Origin of the sequence: Dactylosporangium sp. NPDC051541 (assembly GCF_044454505.1) — a bacterium.
Classification (GTDB): domain Bacteria; phylum Actinomycetota; class Actinomycetes; order Mycobacteriales; family Micromonosporaceae; genus Dactylosporangium.
This window is the reverse complement of the sequence record NZ_JBITDU010000020.1, coordinates 28,789-46,523: the sequence shown is the minus strand read 5'-3', so window position 1 is coordinate 46,523 and position 17,735 is coordinate 28,789. Positions and strand designations below refer to the sequence as shown.

Here is a 17,735-nt window from a genome sequence, read left to right as displayed (position 1 = left end):
GACGGCGAAAGGGCGAAGCGGCGTGGCTCACGTAAGACTCCTCGAGAAACAGGGCCGTGCGGATGGGACCGGGTTGCGATGTCCGCGGGGGGTTTGACATCGCAACCAGGACCCGCCCGCACGAAGAACCGAACTACCAAAGCGAACTACGAGAATCGGTCATTCGTATCGAAGTGCTTCAATTGGACGGAGGCCCGCCGCCCTGGAGGCCGGGTAGCTGCCGAAGAACAGGCCGATCACCACCGAGAAGCCCAGGGACAGCGCGATCGAGCTCGGCACGATCACCGGTTTGATGCTGACGATCGTGAACTGACTGCCGATGACCGCCGCCGCCACGCCCAGCAGGCCGCCGATCAGCGACAGCACCGTCGCCTCGACCAGGAACTGGGTGAGGATCGTGCGCTTCGGAGCGCCCAGCGCCTTGCGGATGCCGATCTCCCGCGTCCGCTCGGTCACCGTCACCATCATGATGTTGGTGATGCCGATGCCGCCGACGAGCAGGCTGATGCCGGCAACCGCGCCGAGCAGCAGGGTGAAGGTCTCGGCGGTGTTGGCCCGGGTCTCCAGGAGCTGAGACTGATTCAGGATGCGGTACGCCGACGTCGTCGACGACCCGCTGATGTTGAGCTTCTCGTTGAGGATCGCGGTGATCTCGGACTGGGCCGCGCTGACCTCGTCCGGTGCCGTCGCCTGGACCAGGAGCTGGTTGAGCGAGCCGTATCCGGTCAGCGACTCCTGCACCGCGCTGACCGGCGCCATGGCCACGTCATTGGGGTCGTTGAAGCCGCTGCCGCCCTTTTCAGCCAGTACCCCGATGACCGTGAAAAGCTTGCCCGAGACGGTGATCTGCTTGGCCAGCGGATCGACGGTGCCAAATAGCTCTTCGGCCACCGTCGATCCGATCACCACCACCTTGCGGGAGTCCGCCACGTCGTCGGCGGTGAAGAGGGAACCCTTGGCGAGCTTGAAGTTCGAGGCACCCACATAGCCCGGATAGGTACCCACGAATTGCGTGATGCTGTGGTCCGTGCCCTCGTAGGTCGCCGTCTGCGAGCCGCTCACCACCGGCGAAACGCTTTTCACGTGCGGCGCCGCGTCCTTGTCGGAAAGCGCGGGCACCAGGTCCATCGTCAGCGCCGTGTTCTGGGTCGAGGCCGCTCCGCGCGCGCCGCCACCGGCCCCGGCCGTGACCGTGAGGGTGTTCGTTCCAAGGGCCTCAATTTGATTTTGTACGGCCTGAGCCGACCCATTTCCCACGGCGACCAGCAAAATCACGGCCGCCACACCGATCAAAATCCCCAGAACGGTGAGGCTGGAGCGCAGTTTGTTCGCGGAGATCGCGCGCAGCGCGAAGCGGATCGTCTCGAAGATGTTCACTTCAGCCGCTCATCCTGGACGATGCGTCCGTCGACCAGCCGGATCAGCCGCTTCGCGTGCTCGGCGACGTCCGGCTCGTGAGTGATCAGCACGATGGTGCGCCCGGACCGGTTGAGGCGGTCGAACACGGCGAGCACGTCGTTGGTGGACTGGGTGTCGAGGTTGCCGGTCGGCTCGTCGGCGAGCACCAGGGCCGGCGCGGTGACCAGGGCCCGGGCGACGGCGACGCGCTGCTGCTGGCCGCCGGAGAGCTGGTTGGGCTCGTGGTCCTCACGCTCGGCCAGGCCGACCATCGCCAGTGCGGCGCGGGCCCGGCGGCGCCGCTCGGCCGCCTTGACGCCGGCGTAGGCGAGCGGCAGCTCGACGTTGGCCAGTGCGGAGGTCCGGGCGATGAGGTTGAACGACTGGAACACGAAGCCGATCCGGCGGTTGCGCACCAGCGCGAGCTGGCGGTCGTTGAGCCGGCTGACGTCGACCCCGTCGAGCAGGTACTGCCCGGTCGTCGGAATGTCGAGACAGCCCAGGATGTTCATGAGCGTCGACTTGCCCGAGCCCGACGAGCCCATGATCGCGACGTAGTCGCCGCGCTCGACCGTCAGCGTCACGCCCCGCAGCGCGTGCACCTCGGTCTCGCCGTGCCCGTAGATCTTGGCGACGTTCTGGATGTCGAGGACGGGCTTGGTGACCACCAGTTCGGCGACGCTCATGTCAGTTCCCCCCACGGCCGGTACCGCCGCCGCCGGTGAAGCCGCCGCCCCCGCCTTGGAAGCCGCCGCCGCCACCCTGGAAGCCCGGGAACTGGTTGTTGGTTCCGGTCGTGGAGTTGGTCGTCGTCGTGGTGATCACGACCTGCTCGCCGGCCTGCAGGCCGGACTTGACCTCGACGAAGCCGCCGCCGGTGATGCCGACCTCGACCTGCCGCTCCTCGGTGGCCCCGTTGACCGACACCTGCACCGTGCGCTGCCCGCCGGCGGTGCGCAGGGCCGTGCTCGGGATCCGCAGCACGTTGGCGGCCTCGGCGATTGTCACCACCGCGGTCGTGCTCTGACCGAGCCGTACCCCCTCAGGAAGCGTGTCCAGAGCGATCGTCACCGCGTAGGAGTTGACGTTGTTGCTGGTCGTGGCGGTCGGCGAGATAGTGGCCACCTTGCCCGTGGCCCGCGTGCCGGACAGGGCACTCCAGGTGATGTTGGCGGTCTGACCGGCTTTGAGCTTGGTCGCGTCGGACTCCGCGAAGCTGGCGTTCACCTGCAGCTTCGTGAGGTCCGCCAGCTGGACGAAGCCGCTCGAGGTGGACGCGGACGAGGAGGTTGAGGAAGACGACCCCTGCGACGACGACCCCTGCGACGAAGAGCCGGACGACGACCCGACGGCCCCGCTTACCGCGGTGACCGTGCCGGCGATCGGGGCCGTCAGCACCGTCCCGTTCACCGTCGTCTGGGCCGAGGTCACGTTGGCCTGGGCGGTGGCGACCTGCGCCTCGGCCGAGGCGATCGTGGCGTCGTCGGCGGAGTTGTTGCGGTCCCGGGTCAGCGCCGCCTGGGCCGCGGTCAGGTTGGCCTTAGCGGTGGTCAGCGCGGCCTGGGCGGCGGTCGCGTCGACCTTGGCCAGGGTCTGACCCTTGGTGACCACGTCGCCGACCTTCACGTCGACCTCGGTGACCGTCCCGGAGGTGGTGAAGTTCGCGTTCGCCGTCGCCGCGCTGGCCACCGAGCCGGTCGCGGTGACCGTCTGCGACACCGTGCCCTGCGTGACCGCCACCAGGCGGGTGCGGGACGTGCTGGCGCCGGTGTTGGCGGCCGCGGCGGGCCCGTGGACGATCTGATACGCCCAGAACGCCCCGCCCACAGCGGCCAGCACGAGCACGGTGTTCACGAGAGTCACGGAGTTGAGCCGTGGCTTGCCCAGCGAAGGCAGCGACAAACGCATGAGGGGAATCGTGGTGGCCGCCCCTCGGAGCAAACCTCAGCGAACCTCGGAGTTGCCTCGGAATCCGTCTGACCGTATTTCGACCGGTTCACCCAGCTCGGCGTCTTCAAAAAAACCAAGGTCCAGAGCTGGCAGCAGTACTCTGAATGTCGCGCCCTGCCCGGGAGCCGTCCACAGCTCGACGCGGCCGCCGTGGGCCTGCACGATCGCGGCGACGATGGACAGGCCGAGGCCGGCACCGCCATACCGGCGGGATCGGGAGCCCTCGGCGCGATACAGCCGCTCGAAGACTCTGCTCGCGTCCTCCGGCTTCATCCCCGGGCCCGTGTCGCTGACCTCGATGCAGCCCAGCGCGACGCCCTCGGGCAGCGCGCCGCCGATCGTGGCGATCGGGAGCATCTTCGGCGGCTCGGCCCGGCCGACCTTGACCACGATCCGGGTGTCCTCGGGCGTGTGCTGCAGCGCGTTGCTGACCAGGTTGGCCACCACCTGCCGCAGCCGCGCCTCGTCGCCCTCGACGGTCACCGGCTCGAACGTCACCGAGCGCTCGTCGAGCGCGGCCAGCTGCACGAACCGGGTCGGCACCCGCACGTGCGCGTCGCGGACCGTGTCGGCCGCGACCGCGAGCAGGTCGACGGGGGACTGCTGCAGCGGGCGCTCCTCGTCGAGGCGGGCCAGCGTGAGCAGGTCGTTGACGAGCAGACGCATCCGGCCGACCTCGAGCTCGATGCACTCCATGGCCTCGTCCAGCGCGGGGCCGGGCGGAGCGCCGCCGCGACGGTACAACTCAGCAAAGCCTTGCACGCTTGTCAGCGGTGTGCGCAGTTCGTGCGCGGCGTCGGCCAGGAACTGCCGGAGCCGCCGCTCGGACGCGGCGCTCTCGTCGACCGCGCCCTCGATGCGGGTCATCATGGTGTTGAGCGCGCCGCCGAGCCGGCCCGACTCGGTGTGCGGGTCGGCGTCGTCGATGCGGCGCGACAGGTTGCCCGCGGCGATCTCGGCGGCCGCCTCCTCCATCCGGGTCAGGGGGGCCAGGCCCACCCGCACGAGCGCGGCGGTGGCGACACCGACCAGGATCAGGAGCAAAAGGCTGACTCCCGAGGTGTACTGCACCATCTGGTCGCGAGTCGCCGCGACGTCCTTGAGTGAGACCGCGAAGGCACCGTAGTCACCGTTCCACGACTGCGTGACCCGGACCCGCCACTGTGCGGTGGGCCCCTCCACCGTGAACGGCTGGCCTTCGGCCGCGCGCTGCTTGATGTCCCCGAACAGCCTCGGGTCGACGAGCGGCGGCGTCTCCGCCGCGGCGCTCGTCGTATCGAGCTGCCCACCGCTGGTGAAGTGGAACACCTGGAAGTCCGGCCCCGGGGAGAAGCCCTCGGGCTTCCGCGCGTTCGTCGGTGGCCGCCCGCCCCGAGGCGAGCTCATGAGCTGCTGGTCGATGCGCTGCATGAGGTACCACTTGAGGAGCAGCACCGCGATGAAGTTGGCCGCGATCAGGGCCACCGCGGCGATCGACACGACCGAGACGACGATCCGGGTCCGGACCGTCCAGTGTCGCCAGGGCCGCAGGTGTTTCACCCCTCGGTTCTCGGCAGTCTCAGCGCGTAGCCGACCCCGCGGACCGTGTGGATCAGCGGCGGGTCCCACTTGTCGATCTTGCGGCGGAGGTAGTAGACGTAGCTCTCCACGATCCGCCCGTCGCCGCCGAAGTCGTAGTTCCAGACCCGGTCGAGGATCTGGGCCTTGCTGACCACGCGGCCGGCGTTCGTGAGGAGGTACCGCAGCAGGTTGAACTCGGTCGGCGACAGGTCGACTCGGTGGCCGCCGCGGCGCACCTCGTGGGCGTCCTCGTCCATCTCCAGGTCGGCGTAGCGCAGCACCCCGCCGTCGACGAGCTGCTGCTGCTCGCCCAGGCTGCGGCGGAGGATCGCGCGGATCCGCAGCACGACCTCCTCCAGGCTGAACGGCTTGGCCACGTAGTCGTCGGCGCCAACGGTCAGCCCCGAGATCCGGTCCTCGACGGAATCCCGCGCGGTCAGGAACAGCACCGGCACCGGCCGCCCGGAGTTGCGCAGCCGCTGCGCGACCTCGAACCCGTCCAGGTCCGGCATCATCACGTCGAGCACAACCAGGTCCGGGGCATACTCGGCGGCCGCGGCCAGGGCCTCGTTGCCCCCGGTGGCGACCCGGACCTCGAACCCGGTGAGCCGCAGCGTGGCCGACAGCAGCGCGCGGATGCTCGCCTCGTCGTCGACGACGAGGACCTTCGGCTGGCGCTCGGGCGCCTGGATCGGACTGATCGGCATCGGCTCCATCGTCACTGACCCGCCGTCAGGATCTCGTCGCCTTGGGCAAGTCCGCTCTTGATCTCGGTGTTGACGTCGCCGCGCAGCCCGGTCTCGACCTGTTTCCGCTCGTCCTTGCCGTTGACCCGGACGGTGACGTACCCGTCGTGCACGGCCGTCCCGGGAACGAAGAGGACGTCGTCCGCGGACGCGGTGACTACAGCGACAGTAGCGCTCTGCCCGTACAGCAGCGTGTCGGGCACCTTGTCGAAGGAGATCAACGCCGCGTATCGCACCAGCCGGTTCGTCAGCGTCCCGGCCGGATCGATCTGCAGCACCTTGCCGGCGTACTTCTCAGTGGCGTTGTCCGGCAGCGTGATGTTCGCCGTCTGCCCCACTTTCAGCGCCGCCACCTCAGCCTCGGTGAACTGGGCCTTGACCACGGCATCCCCGTTCCCGGCCAGCGTGACGACACTGGACCCGGCCTGACTCCCGACCGACCCGCTGACCGCCAGAATCTTCCCGCCGACCGGCGCCGTGATGACGGTCCCGGCCAGCTTGGTGTTGGCCTGCGTGAGGGTGAGCTTGGCGTTGTTGAGCCGCTGCTGGGCGCTCATGAGATTGTCACTGGTCTGCTGAATCTGATTGGCCCGGTTCTGCGCCGTGTTCTGGGTAGTGGTCTGACCTTGCCCTTGTCCCTGCCCTTGCCCCTGTCCTTGTCCGCCGGTTTGACCGGTTTGACCGGTTTGCGGATTCTGTCCACCGGCGGACTTCGAGGGATTGGCCGCAGCCGTGGTGGGATTGGTGGTGGGCGTAGCCAGCGCGGCGTCGTGCGCGTCCTCAGCCTTGCTGAGCGCGTCCTGAGCACTGGAAACATTCTCCGAGGCCTGGTCAACGGACGCCTGGGCATCGGCATCGTCGATCTTCGCCAGCACCGCTCCTTGCGCCACAACGTCTCCAGCCTTGACGTTGAGCTCCGTCAGCGTCCCATTCGTGGAGAACCCAAGCGTCCGCGTGGCCTGCGCCTGGATGGTCCCCGAAGCGGAAACAGTGCTACTGACCTGCCCACGCCCCACCTTGGAGGTACTGACCGCCACGGGCGCCGGCTTATCGCTATGCGTGACCACAACCGCCGTCACAGCCGCCGCCGCGAGCACGGCGACGCCTCCGGCCAGCCACCAGACCTTCATGGAATGGAAGTTCAGCCGCTCCTCCTCCCGACTACCTCGGCCGTACCTCAAAGTTCCCTGAGAGCGATGGCGCCCACCGCGCACGATAAGTCGGGCGCTCCGCACCCCGACTTATCGTATTTATCGCCCGGCAGGGCATTCGCCCGATTCGATGATCCGCGACGGGTTTTGCGCGGCTTCGGGTTGTGAGGAAACTTTGAGGTTCGACCGACTTCCCATCGAGCTTCACGTCGTTCCATCACTCGGGTGATGAACAAGCGGATCGGCGGCGCCGCCTTGGCGCTCGCCGCGGTGGCGTTCTTCGCTGCCGCCTGCGGCTCCTCCGACGACAACGCACCGGCGGCCGGCGCCTCGGGCGGCACGGACTACGCGTCCTGCCTGCGTAACAACGGCGTCGACCTCCCGCAGTTCAACGCGTCCGGCCGACCGACCGCGCGGCCCTCGGGCATGCCGGACAGCCGCCCCTCCGGCCAGGTCCGGCCCTCCGGCGAACCGCGCCCCTCGGGCAGCGGCGGCTTCCGCGGCGGTGGCGGCGGCCCGGGTGGTGGTGGCTTCTTCGGCACCGCGGCCCCGAGCGGCGTACCCCAGGACGTCTGGGAGAAGGCGCAGAAGGCGTGCGCGTCCCTGCGTCCGAGCGCGTTCCCCGGTGGCGGCTTCAACGGCAATGGCAACGGCGGCGGGGGTGGCAACGGGCGCGACGCGGCCTACCGCAACTGCCTCACCGAGCACGGCGTGACCGTCACCGGCTCGACCGACCAGCTCGACACCAGCGACGCGAAGGTCGCCGCCGCCATCACGGCCTGCGCGCCGCTCAAGCCGAGCCCGCGGGCGTCCTGAGCCACCCGCTCGGTTGGACGCTGGACTCGGCGGCCCCGCGCCGGTCGAGTCACTGCGCCCAGCGCCCAACCGAGCGGGTCACCTCAAAGCCTGGTTTTCCGGGCGAATTGCCGGGTAGTCGGCCCTGAACCGCAGCAGCTTCCCTCCAGGGTGCGTCGGCGTCGCACCCGCTGTGCGCCGGTCTCGCGGCCACAATTCGACAATTCCGGACATCGTGGGAGTGTACGGACGTCGAGGCCGCGAGATCGGCGCCCACAACGCGTGTCGGTGCGGGTGGCGGGTCGTTGCGCACGGTATGGAAGCGCTGGACACCTTCTCACGGACGTTCCTGCCGGCCACGGCCCTGGCCAAGCTGCCGGACGGCACCGTCGCCCGCCACGTCCAGGTGCTGCGCCGCTGCGCCGGAGACCGGGATGCGGTCGCCGTGGTCGCGCGGTGCACCACCAGCCGGGGCCGCCGCAACGTGCTGATGCTGACCCGCAACCGCCTCGTCGTGACAAGCGAATCAGCGGTACTGCGCCGTGTCGCCCTCCACCTCAACGCCGACCTCCACCAGCTCGCCGACGTCACCTGGACCCCGGAGCCGGACCGGGTCGGCATCCAGCTCGGCGTCACGGCCATCGACGGCGTACGCGAGAACTTCTGGATCCGCCTCGGCTCCAAGGCCGAGATGTGGCGCCTGGACGAGGCCCTCAAGCAGGCCTTCCGCACCCCGCTCGGCGTCATCGAGCCGGCCCGCACCCCCAAGCCGGCCGGCGCCCGCACCACGATCGCGGCCCCGGCCACGGCCCGCGCCACCGCCGCCGTCAAGGCCCGCCCCGAGCTCCGCCTCGCGTAAGCGGCAGCCCGAAGACTCTCCCCGCGATAGAGCTATCTCCGAGAAAGCTCGTATCGCCCGGCAGCTCCGAACAAAAGGTGCGGATACCCCGTCAGGCGAAAAATCCGATAAGTCGCGGCGCGGAGCGCCCGACTTATCGAGGCGGCTCGGAGTCCAGCGCGGAGCGCCCGACTTATCGAGGCGGCTCGGAGTCCAGCGCGGAGCGCCCGACTTATCGAGGCGGCTCGGAGTCCAGCGCGGAGCAACCCCGCACGGCCTGAACCGGTGGCGCAGGCTGTGCGGGGGCGTGGGTGGAGGCGAAGTCTCCCCCGCCTTCAATATGCACAGACACAGTGATCGGCCCATCCGTTGCGGGCGCTGGCTGCCGTTTCGGGTGGGCCGATCTCGTCTTGCTGATTGCCGTGATCGCGCTCTCCCAAACATCTCCCGAACATTCGGCCGGCGTGCGAACCGGGGTGCGGGCGGCAGAATGAGGCGGTGGATCAGGGCAAGGGGCTCGTGGTTGTCGTCGAGGACGAGCGGCCGATCGCGGACCTGCTGCGGATGTACCTCACGCGCGACGGGTTCGGCGTGCACGTCGAGCATGACGGGGCGGCTGGGCTGGCGGCGGCCCGGAAGTTGCGGCCGGTGGCCTGCGTGCTCGATATCGCGCTGCCCGGGCTCGACGGGACCGAGATCTGCCGGCGGCTGCGGGAAAGTGGGGACTGGACGCCCGTACTGTTCCTGACCGCCCGGGATGACGAAGTTGATCGGATTCTCGGGTTGGAGCTGGGCGGGGACGACTACATCACGAAGCCGTTCAGCCCGCGCGAGCTCGTGTCGCGGGTCAAGGCGGTGCTGCGGCGGACGCAGGGGGCACCGGACACGCAGCCGATCCGGACGGTCGGGCCGATCAGCATCGACGCCGGGCGGCGGGAGTGCCTGGTCGACGGTTCCCCCGTCAGCCTCACCTCCACCGAGTTCTCCCTCCTGGCGCATCTCATGGGGCGGCCCGGGCGAGTCTTCACGCGGGAGGAGCTGCTGGGATCGGTCTGGGGGTACGCCGCGCACAGCGGAACGCGCACCGTCGACGTCCACGTGGCCCAGGTCCGCGGCAAGCTCGGCGCGGCCGCGAACGTCATCCGGACCGTCCGCGGGGTCGGGTACACCGCGGATGCGTAGCAATGCTTAAGAGCCTGGCCGCGAGAACGGCGCTGGTCACCTGCATCGTCGCGGTGCTCTCGGTGATCGTGACGGCCGCGGTCGGTATCCCGCTGACGGCCACGCAAGCCAACAAGGCGGCCCGGCAGCGGCTCGCCGACGACACCAAGCTCACCGCCGAGTTGATGCGCCCGCGGTTCAACAACACGCCGCGCAACCCGGCCGACGAGGCCAACGTGGCCAAGCGTCTGGCCGACCAGGGCATCGAGGTGTACCTCATCCGCGCCGGTCAGCCCGATCGAGCCGGACTCCCCGCAGGTGTTGTGAAGCTGATCGCCGCCGGCCAGAACGTCGACGTGCGCCTGGCCCGGGTCGGCGGGGAGCTGCGGCTGGTGGCCGGGCGCGCGATCGGCAAGGACGGCAACGGGGTCGTGCTGGCTGAGGTGCCGCCCGGTGGGGCGCTCGCCCGGTTCGCCGGTCAGCTCTGGATCGCGCTGCTGGCCGGGCTGGCCGCGGGGCTGATCGCCGGGCCGCTGCTGGCGCGGCGGATCTCGCGGCCGATTCGCAACGTGGCGTCGGCGGCCAGGCGGCTGAGCGAGGGCGACCGGGCGGTACGGCTGTCCCCGGACGGGCCGACCGAGGTCGCCGAGCTGGCGCAGGCCGTCAACGGGCTCGCGGCCGCGCTGGCCACCAGCGAGGGGCGGGAGCGGGACTTCCTGCTGTCGGTCTCGCACGAGCTGCGCACGCCGCTGACGACGATCCGCGGCTACGCCGAGGCGCTCGCCGACGGGGTGGTCGGCGCGGAGGGTGCGCAGCGGGCCGGGCAGACGGTGCTCGACGAGGCCGAGCGGCTCGACCGGCTCATCGCCGACCTGCTCGTGCTGGCCCGGCTGGAGGCGGCCGACCTGCCGATCGAGGTGGTCGAGGTCGATCTCACGCAGCTGCTGGCGACGACGGCCGAGGCGTGGGGCGGGCGGGTCGCGCAGGCCGGGCTGATCCTGCGCACCGAGCTGCCGCCGGTCGCGGTGCCGGTGCTGACGGACCCGGGGCGGATTCGTCAGATCATCGACGGCTTGCTGGAGAACGCCCTCAGGGTAGTACCAACGCAGGCCCCTCTGGTTTTGGCGCTTTTCCCGAATGCGGCGTCGGCGTCGGCGTCGATCGAGGTCCGGGACGGCGGGCCGGGCTTCACCGACGAGGATCTGGCCGTCGCGTTCGAGCGGGGTGCGCTGTCGCGGCGGTATCAGGGCGTGCGCAAAGTCGGCAGCGGGCTGGGGCTGGCGCTGGCCGCGCGGTTGTCTCGGCGGCTCGGTGCGCGGATCGAGGCCGGGCACGCCCCGGAAGGCGGCGCGAAATTCACGGTCACCTTACCGTTGCGCTCCGTGGCATGATGGCCGTCTATGCACACCTGGTGGGTGGTCCTCGGGCTCGCCGGCGCCGGCGCGGCGCTGGGGATCCTGCTTGTCCAGGTGCTGTTCTGGCTGCGGCTGCGCCGGGTCGGCACCGATCCGGTCGGGATCTTCACGCAGGGTGTCGCGCTGCGCTGGGTCGGCGTTCCGCTGGCCGTGCTGCACGTGGCCCTGTTTCTGCTGCTGACCCGGCTGGACCAGCCCGGCTGGTGGATCGGCGGCGTGGCCACGGTCCTGTCGATGCCGGTGCGCCGGCTGCTCAACCTCAAGGCGATCGCCACGATCCTGCGCGGGGTCCGATACGAGCGCGGTCCCGTCCGCGACCGTGACGGCGTCGAGGTCGAGCGGCAGTCCTACTGGCGGCTGGTGCTGTGCTGGTACCGCCAGGAGTACACCGGCCGCGCGGTCGGCGACGTGATCGCCATCAAGATCCTCGGGCTCCTCGTCCACCTGCTGTTCTGGCCGCTGGCCGCGCTCGGTGGGCAGGCCTCGCACGTGCTCATGTGCCAAGACCCGGCCGACGCGCTCGGGCACTCCACGGACGGCCACGAGCGCCCCGGCGACGGGTACCGCTCATTCGGCACCCCCCACCTCAGGTTTGCCGCTCAGAATCCGAGGTAGCTCACCTCTTCGCCTCGAAGGACGAGGAGGGGTACCCCATGAAACTGCTCGTTGCCACGGCGTTGCTGACGCTTGTCGGCACGCTCCCCCCGGCGGCCGCGGCCGCTCAGCCGACCCCCGAGCCGACCGCCCCACCGCCGTCGGCGTCGTCACACCAGAACTGGATGGGTGACGTCCTGCACGGCGAGGGGATCGTCAAGACGAAGACCGGGCCCGTGCGCGTGGCCATCCAGAACGGCGAGGCCACGAAGGTGACCGACACCGCGCTGACCGTGCGTTCGACCGACGACTTCACCCGCACCTGGAAGCTGCCCCAGGACCTGAAGGTGCACGGCCAGCAGGGCGCGCTGCGGGCGGGCGCCGAGGTCAGCGTCTTCGGCACGGCCAGCGGCGAGAGTTCCTGGACCGCCAAGCACGTCGTGGTCCGGTCCGGCGAAAGCGCTCCCGGCTCTTCAGGCCCGTAGCTCGGCGACGCAGCACTTGACGCTGCCGCCGCCCTTCTTGAGCTCACTCAGCTCGACCGGCACCGGGACGTAGCCGGCCGAGCGCAGCGAGGCGGCCAGCCCGGTCGCCTCGCTGTTGAGCACGACGTTGCGGCCGTCCGAGACCAGGTTGAGGCCGAACGTCAGCGCGTCCTCCGCGGTCGCGACCACGGCCTGCGGGAAGAGCTGGGCCAGGACCTTCTGCGACGACTCGGAGAACGCGCCCGGGAAGTACGCGATGTTGGCGTCGTCCAGCGGCTGCAGCGCCACGTCCAGGTGGTAGATGCGCGGGTCGACCAGCCGCAGCGAGACGACCGGCCGGCCGAGCACCTCCTGCGCCTCCGCGTGCGCCGTCACCTCGGTGCGGAAGCCGTGGCCGGCCAGCACCAGGCCACCGTGCGCGGCGGGCAGATAGGTGAAGTCGCCCTCGCCCTCGTTCGTTTCCGACGCCAGGTGGTACCGCCAGCCCAGCGTCTCGTAGAACCGCCGGTGCGCGGCCGCCTCCGCCGTGCGTTGCGGGTACTTGAACTTGGCGCCGTAGACGACGCCGTCGACGGAGAAGGCGCCGTTGGCCGCGTAGACCATGTCCGGCAGGCCGATCTCCGGGGGCAGCACGTGGACCTCGTGGCCGAGGCGGACCAGCGTCTCGCGCAGGCCCTCCCACTGCTTCACGGCCAGCTCGGTGTCCACCGGGGCGTTGGTGTCCATCCACGGGTTGATCGCGTACTCCACCACAAAGTGTTCGGGTGGCGACATCAAGTAGGACCGCGTCACGAGATCAAGGTAGATTCGCGATGTTTCACAAAGTAGCGGGAAAAGTTGCTTTCAAGGAGGGATTCGTTGCGTCTCGACCCAATCGATCAGCGAATCATTGCGCTACTGCAGGAAGACGCCCGCTCATCGTATGCGGAGATCGGCGAGCGGGTGGCGCTGTCCGCCCCGGCCGTGAAGCGACGCGTCGACCGGCTCCGATCCAGCGGAGTGATCCGCGGCTATACCGCGTTGATCGACCCGGGCGCGGTCGGCTGGACCACCGAGGCGTTCGTCGAACTGTTCTGCACCGGGCGCACCTCGCCGGCCCAGCTGAAGGCGGCGGCGCTGCGGCATCCGGCGGTCGTCGGCGCCTACACGATCTCCGGCGAGGCCGACGCTCTCGTGCACCTGCGGGCCATGGACATGTCCGGCCTGGAGGAAGCCCTCGAGAAGCTGCGGGCCGAGCCGTTCGTCACCTCGACCCGCAGCATGATCGTGCTGTCCCGGCTGGTCGAGACCCTCGCGCCACGAATCGCCGAAGACTTGGGAACCGCGAAGGGCTCGCCACCGTCCTAAAGCCATGAAACGCGCCGCCGCAATGCTGAGCGCCGTCGGCCTTTCCTTGGCCGGGTGTACTGCAACGTCTTCGCTGGGCTCAATGAGTCCCTCGCCCGGAGCGGCGGCCCCGGCCCTGAAACTGGTCGCCTACGACTCCTGCGACGACCTGGCCCGCGGCCTGCGCACGGCCACCGCCGAGGCGGTCGGACCCTGGGGCTTCTTCAACGGCCCGGGCGGCATCCGGACACTGAACAACGGCGGCGGCGCGGTCCCCGAGGCCAAAGCGGCCAACGACAGCGCCGCTATTGCGAGCGAAGCCTTCTCTGGTACCAACAATCACGAGACGAACGTCGACGAGCCGGACGAGGTCAAGACCGACGGCAAGCGGATCGTCACGCTCGCGCGGGGCAAGCTCGTGGTCGTCGACGCCGCCTCCCGCCAGATCAGCGGCACATTGGCGCTCAGCGGTGCCGGCGACGCGGGCAAGCAGGCGATCGGCGCCGACCGGCTGCTCCTCGTCGGCGACCGCGCGCTGGTCCTCGGCTTCGACTACTCCGACCCGCAGTGGGGCGGCCCGCTGCTGACCCTGGTCGACCTGGCCGGCCCGCCGAAGGTCGTGAGCACGTTCCGCATCGACGGCGCCCTGCTCGACGCCCGCCAGGTCGGCAGCGTCGCCCGGGTCGTGATCCGCTCCGCGCCCCGCATCGAGTTCCCGCGCATCAACAGCACCAAGAGCGACGACGAGCGGATCGCCGCCAACCGCGCGGCCGTCAACGCCGCACCGGTCGAGGACTGGCTGCCCCGGTGGACGGCGGTGGACGGCGCCGGGACGAAGACTTCCGGGCATGTCGGCTGTGGGGCGGTACAACTGCCGGAAACGTATTCGGGGACGTCGCTGCTCACCGTCCTCACGTTCGACCTCAACGCGGCCGGCCTCGGCTCCGGCGAGCCCGTCGCGGTCGCGGCCGACGGCGGGGTCGTCTACTCCAACGGCCCGAGCCTGTATGTCGCCAACGACCAGCGCTGGCGGTCCACCGGCCCCATGGTGAAACGATCTACGGTTGCGCCACCGCGGACGCAGCTCTTCAAATTCGCGATCGCGGGCGCGGCGAAACCCTCCTACCAGGCGGCCGGCGAGGTGCCCGGGTGGCTGCTCAACCAGTACTCGCTGTCGGAATGGGACGGGCGGCTCCGGGTGGCGACGACCGCCGAGGACGCATCCACGGTCTACGTGCTCGAGCAGCGCGGCGGCGCCCTGACCGAGGCCGGGCACGTCGGCGGCCTGGGCAAGGGCGAGCGGATCTACTCGGTGCGGTTCATCGGCACGGTCGGCTACGTCGTCACGTTCAAGCAGACGGACCCGCTGTACACCCTGGACCTGTCGAACCCGGCCGCCCCGCGCACCGTCGGCGAGCTCAAGATCACGGGGTACTCCGCGTATCTGCACCCGGCCGGCGACGGGCGCCTGATCGGCGTCGGCCAGGAGGCCAGTGAGCAGGGCCGCGTGCAGGGTCTGCAGGTGTCGCTGTTCGACGTGCACAACCTGGCCGCGCCGACCCGCCTGGCGCAGTACCAGTTGCCCAAGACCGGGTCGGCCGCGGAGTTCGACCCGCACGCCTTCCTGTTCTGGCCTTCAACCGGCGCGTTGGTGCTGCCGGTGACGAGCCGCGAGGACTCCGCCGCGCTGGTGCTGTCGGTCCACGACGGGCAGGTCACGAAGTCCGGCTCGATCACGCATCCCGGGCAGTACGCGTACATCACCCGGTCCCTGGTGATCGGCGGGACCCTGTGGACGCTGTCGGCCCAGGGCCTGCAGGCGAACGACTTGTCGACGCTCGGCCAGCAGGCCTGGGTTCCGTTGGGTTAGGTTTTTTGATCGTCTTTGGCTACAGGTACATCCCGGTTCGCTCGCCCTCGCCGGTAATCGCCGGCTTCGGCTTGTCGCCCTCGCCGAAGAAGCGCTTCCCGCCGAACTCGCCGTGCAGGCGGTCGTCGAGCTCGTCCGCGAGCCCGGTCATCACCTGGACGGCGAGCATGAGGTGGGTGGCCTGGAAGTCGCGGCCGAACACCGGGACGCTGGCCCAGACGGTGTCGTTCGTGCAGTACAGCCGCCCGATCGGCATCCGGTTGGTGAGCTCCGACAGCTTCACGTAAAGCCGCTCGGTCGGCTCGATCTCGGTCAGGATCGGCGAGAACACGTCGACCAGCGGCGGGTTGTCCCGCACCCGCACGAACACCATCGCCGACCCGGACCGGATGCCGATGTCCCCGTCGGGGTCGATCGGCAGCTCCTCGGGCGTGGTCTTCATGAGCTTCGCGACGACGGTCGTCACCTTGTCGTACAGCGGCAGGTCATCGGTCTGCTGGTTGAGCTCGGCGAGGCTACCCGCCCCGGCCCGCACCACGTCGACGATCCCGTCGCCGTCGGCGTCGAGGATCGAGGCCAGCGACCGCGCCACCCCGAGCGTCGGCACGGGGGCGACCCGCCCCTCGGCGTCGTGCGCCAGGTAGGTCACGAACGCCGGGTGCGGCGCGCCGTAGATGTCCCGCAGGGTCCGCGTGATGAGCCGGGCCAGCTGCGGCGCCTCCGTTTTGCCGACGCGCAGCCCGAACGACTCCCCCGACCCGGCGACAACCCCGGGCGGTGACCAGCCGAGCGCCACGATCCCCGCGATGACGGCCCGGTCGAGCCGGTAGGCGGGCGGCAGGTCGGCGTTGCTCACCGCGGTGGCCGCGAGCTGGTCGTCCTCCTCCCCGGTGACTTGCACCGAGTAGACCGCGTCACCGGTCCCGGACGCCGTAGGGTCAAGCGTCAGATCAAGCGTCGTCCCGGGCGCGAGGTCGCGCAGCCCGTCCACGAGTTGCCGCGCGAAGTCCCGCCAGGCCTCGGCCACCTTCTCTTTGAGGTTGCCGCCCACCGGGTCCTCGTCGTCGAACAGCGCCGACTCGAACACCCCGCCGCCGTCGCCAGGCTCACCAGCCATGATCGCCTCGCCTCCCTATGCCCGCGTCCTCACCCTATCCAGAGGGGATCGCTCACTCGGCACGGGTGGCCAGACGACTCAACTCAGCACTGCTGGCCTGCACATCCGCCCCCCGCCCAACAGCCATCCCGAGCAGGAACGCGGTGAGCGGCGCCCCGGGCCGGGCAACGTTGTGAGCAACATCCCGAGCCAGATCGAGCACAGCCACCTGCACCTCCCGCCCCGGCGCCTCCACCCCCAACGCCGCGGCCGCCTCAACCAGCCAGTCCCCGAGCACGTTCTCGCTCACGGCCCCACCTTTCGCAGATCCTCTTGGGTATCGCAGTCAAAGTAGGGCGCCCGCTCCCCCTGCCAAGCAACCTCGGCAACCCGCAACCCCCCAACCAACCGCCGAAGCGCCCCGCCCTCAGTCTCCCCAAAGTCCCGAATCGCCTGCCTCAACGCCTGAACTTCCCAAACCCCGCAGAGCAACTGCCGCCGCCCCCCTGCATCAACGAACAGAGCCCCGTCGTACCCAGCAACCCGATCAATCAGCATCCGCAGCGCCGCCCCCGACAAATGGGGCAAATCCGAAGCAAGCAGCAAGACGAGCCCTTGCTGATCTCCAAGTCCCCCCACCCCGGCGGCGGCCGCAGCAACAGGCCCCCCACCAGCAGGCTCTTCCCGCACCACCACAACCCCAGCGGGCAGAGCATCCCGATGAGGCCCAACAACAACGACAGGCGACGCGGACACTTCGTCAACGGCCGCCAAGACTCGAAGCAGCATGGGAGTCCCACCAACAGCCACCATGGGCTTGTCCACCCCACCAAGCCGAGCCGCCCGCCCCCCAGCCAAGATCACCGCACCAACAGCCCGCACCTCTGAGCCTGCGAAGTGGCCATCCCCCACAAGAAGAACCTACCGTCAACGAAAGACTCCGAACCGCCAAAATCCCGCCACCCAGCCCCACGCGAGAAGGGCCGCGCAAATGGGCCGCGTAACCCAACGCCGCACGATAATCCGAGTAAACCTAGCCCCCCACCCCTCACCCCCAGGCCCAACAACGCCCATTCCACCCCCACCACCAACTCCCACCGCACCCGCCGAAGCCCAGGCCGGACGGGTCGGGGCGCAGGTCCGGCAGGTCGAGGCGCAAGCGGGACACGCCGAAGCGCAGGCCGGACGGATCGAGGCGCAAGCGGGACACGCCGAAGCGCAGGCCGGACGGATCGAGGCGCAGGCCGGGCAGGTCGAGGCGCAAGCGGGACACGCCGAAGCGCAGGCCGGACGGGTCGAGGCGCAGGCCGGGCAGGTCGAGGCGCAAGCGGGACACGCCGAAGCGCAGGC

Annotated in this window: 19 protein-coding genes; 8 read left to right on the top strand and 11 right to left on the bottom strand. The window is 69.9% G+C overall.

All coding sequences use genetic code 11. The features are described 5' to 3' along the window. Positions 1-159: 159 nt before the first annotated feature. From ACIA8L_RS48725 to ACIA8L_RS48700, 6 genes are read right to left on the bottom strand one after another with little or no spacing between them, the layout of a single operon-like run. Positions 160-1,377: an ABC transporter permease gene (locus tag ACIA8L_RS48725; RefSeq protein ID WP_395915915.1), complete on the bottom strand. Its 1,218-nt coding sequence runs from the start codon at positions 1,375-1,377 to the stop codon at positions 160-162. Beyond that, entirely contained in the window at positions 1,374-2,084 is a 711-nt protein-coding gene (locus ACIA8L_RS48720; protein ID WP_395915913.1) for an ABC transporter ATP-binding protein, read from the bottom strand. Before ACIA8L_RS48720 ends, ACIA8L_RS48725 begins: the two co-directional genes overlap by 4 nt. A gap of 1 nt (position 2,085) precedes the next feature. Next, a complete protein-coding gene (locus tag ACIA8L_RS48715) occupies positions 2,086-3,306 on the bottom strand; it encodes an efflux RND transporter periplasmic adaptor subunit (protein ID WP_395915911.1) in 1,221 nt (406 codons plus the stop codon). A 36-nt stretch (positions 3,307-3,342) separates the two neighbouring features. After that, positions 3,343-4,887 (bottom strand): sensor histidine kinase, encoded by a 1,545-nt coding sequence (locus tag ACIA8L_RS48710; protein WP_395915910.1) that lies wholly within the window; start codon positions 4,885-4,887, stop codon positions 3,343-3,345. Continuing rightward, on the bottom strand, positions 4,884-5,615 hold the full coding sequence (locus ACIA8L_RS48705) for a response regulator transcription factor (RefSeq protein ID WP_395915908.1): 732 nt from the start codon (positions 5,613-5,615) through the stop codon (positions 4,884-4,886). Before ACIA8L_RS48705 ends, ACIA8L_RS48710 begins: the two co-directional genes overlap by 4 nt. 11 nt (positions 5,616-5,626) lie before the next feature. After that, the gene (locus ACIA8L_RS48700; protein WP_395915906.1) at positions 5,627-6,784 is read right to left on the bottom strand and encodes an efflux RND transporter periplasmic adaptor subunit; all 1,158 of its coding nucleotides are present in this window, start codon (positions 6,782-6,784) and stop codon (positions 5,627-5,629) included. 249 nt (positions 6,785-7,033) lie between these two features. On the opposite strand from ACIA8L_RS48700, the gene ACIA8L_RS48695 reads away from it, so the two are divergent. The 6 genes from ACIA8L_RS48695 (at position 7,034) to ACIA8L_RS48670 (ending at position 12,093) form a co-directional block, all read left to right on the top strand. Then, positions 7,034-7,621: a hypothetical protein gene (locus ACIA8L_RS48695; RefSeq protein ID WP_395915904.1), complete on the top strand. Its 588-nt coding sequence runs from the start codon at positions 7,034-7,036 to the stop codon at positions 7,619-7,621. A 295-nt stretch (positions 7,622-7,916) separates the two neighbouring features. Continuing rightward, on the top strand, positions 7,917-8,459 hold the full coding sequence (locus ACIA8L_RS48690; RefSeq protein WP_395915902.1) for a hypothetical protein: 543 nt from the start codon (positions 7,917-7,919) through the stop codon (positions 8,457-8,459). Positions 8,460-9,002: 543 nt separating this feature from the next. After that, positions 9,003-9,620 carry a response regulator transcription factor gene (locus ACIA8L_RS48685; RefSeq protein ID WP_395916099.1) on the top strand — a complete coding sequence of 206 codons (618 nt, stop codon included), beginning with the start codon at positions 9,003-9,005 and terminating at the stop codon, positions 9,618-9,620. A 2-nt stretch (positions 9,621-9,622) separates the two neighbouring features. Further along, positions 9,623-10,990 carry a histidine kinase dimerization/phospho-acceptor domain-containing protein gene (locus tag ACIA8L_RS48680; protein ID WP_395915900.1) on the top strand — a complete coding sequence of 456 codons (1,368 nt, stop codon included), beginning with the start codon at positions 9,623-9,625 and terminating at the stop codon, positions 10,988-10,990. A 9-nt stretch (positions 10,991-10,999) separates the two neighbouring features. Continuing rightward, positions 11,000-11,629: a hypothetical protein gene (locus ACIA8L_RS48675; RefSeq protein WP_395915898.1), complete on the top strand. Its 630-nt coding sequence runs from the start codon at positions 11,000-11,002 to the stop codon at positions 11,627-11,629. 38 nt (positions 11,630-11,667) lie between these two features. After that, positions 11,668-12,093 carry a hypothetical protein gene (locus ACIA8L_RS48670; protein ID WP_395915896.1) on the top strand — a complete coding sequence of 142 codons (426 nt, stop codon included), beginning with the start codon at positions 11,668-11,670 and terminating at the stop codon, positions 12,091-12,093. On the opposite strand, the gene ddaH is transcribed toward ACIA8L_RS48670, so the two are convergent. Next, positions 12,082-12,885 (bottom strand): dimethylargininase, encoded by an 804-nt coding sequence (gene ddaH, locus ACIA8L_RS48665; RefSeq protein ID WP_395915894.1) that lies wholly within the window; start codon positions 12,883-12,885, stop codon positions 12,082-12,084. The two genes, ACIA8L_RS48670 and ddaH, sit on opposite strands and share 12 nt — an antisense overlap. A 66-nt stretch (positions 12,886-12,951) precedes the next feature. Here ddaH and ACIA8L_RS48660 point away from each other — a divergent pair, with 66 nt between their 5' ends. Beyond that, entirely contained in the window at positions 12,952-13,440 is a 489-nt protein-coding gene (locus tag ACIA8L_RS48660; protein ID WP_395915892.1) for an Lrp/AsnC family transcriptional regulator, read from the top strand. An 82-nt stretch (positions 13,441-13,522) separates the two neighbouring features. Further along, a complete protein-coding gene (locus ACIA8L_RS48655; RefSeq protein ID WP_395915890.1) occupies positions 13,523-15,289 on the top strand; it encodes a beta-propeller domain-containing protein in 1,767 nt (588 codons plus the stop codon). A 19-nt stretch (positions 15,290-15,308) separates the two neighbouring features. On the opposite strand, the gene ACIA8L_RS48650 is transcribed toward ACIA8L_RS48655, so the two are convergent. The 4 genes from ACIA8L_RS48650 to ACIA8L_RS48635 form a co-directional block, all read right to left on the bottom strand. Further along, complete coding sequence (locus ACIA8L_RS48650) at positions 15,309-16,406, bottom strand: T3SS (YopN, CesT) and YbjN peptide-binding chaperone 1 (RefSeq protein ID WP_395915888.1); 1,098 nt, start codon at positions 16,404-16,406, stop codon at positions 15,309-15,311. A gap of 52 nt (positions 16,407-16,458) precedes the next feature. Next, the gene (locus ACIA8L_RS48645; protein ID WP_395915886.1) at positions 16,459-16,695 is read right to left on the bottom strand and encodes a DUF6457 domain-containing protein; all 237 of its coding nucleotides are present in this window, start codon (positions 16,693-16,695) and stop codon (positions 16,459-16,461) included. Further along, positions 16,692-17,249: a molybdenum cofactor guanylyltransferase gene (locus ACIA8L_RS48640; RefSeq protein WP_395916098.1), complete on the bottom strand. Its 558-nt coding sequence runs from the start codon at positions 17,247-17,249 to the stop codon at positions 16,692-16,694. The genes ACIA8L_RS48645 and ACIA8L_RS48640 overlap by 4 nt, the downstream gene beginning before the upstream one ends. 184 nt (positions 17,250-17,433) lie before the next feature. Further along, positions 17,434-17,735, bottom strand: a 302-nt coding sequence (locus ACIA8L_RS48635) for a hypothetical protein (protein WP_395915885.1), incomplete at its 5' end; no start/stop codon positions are given.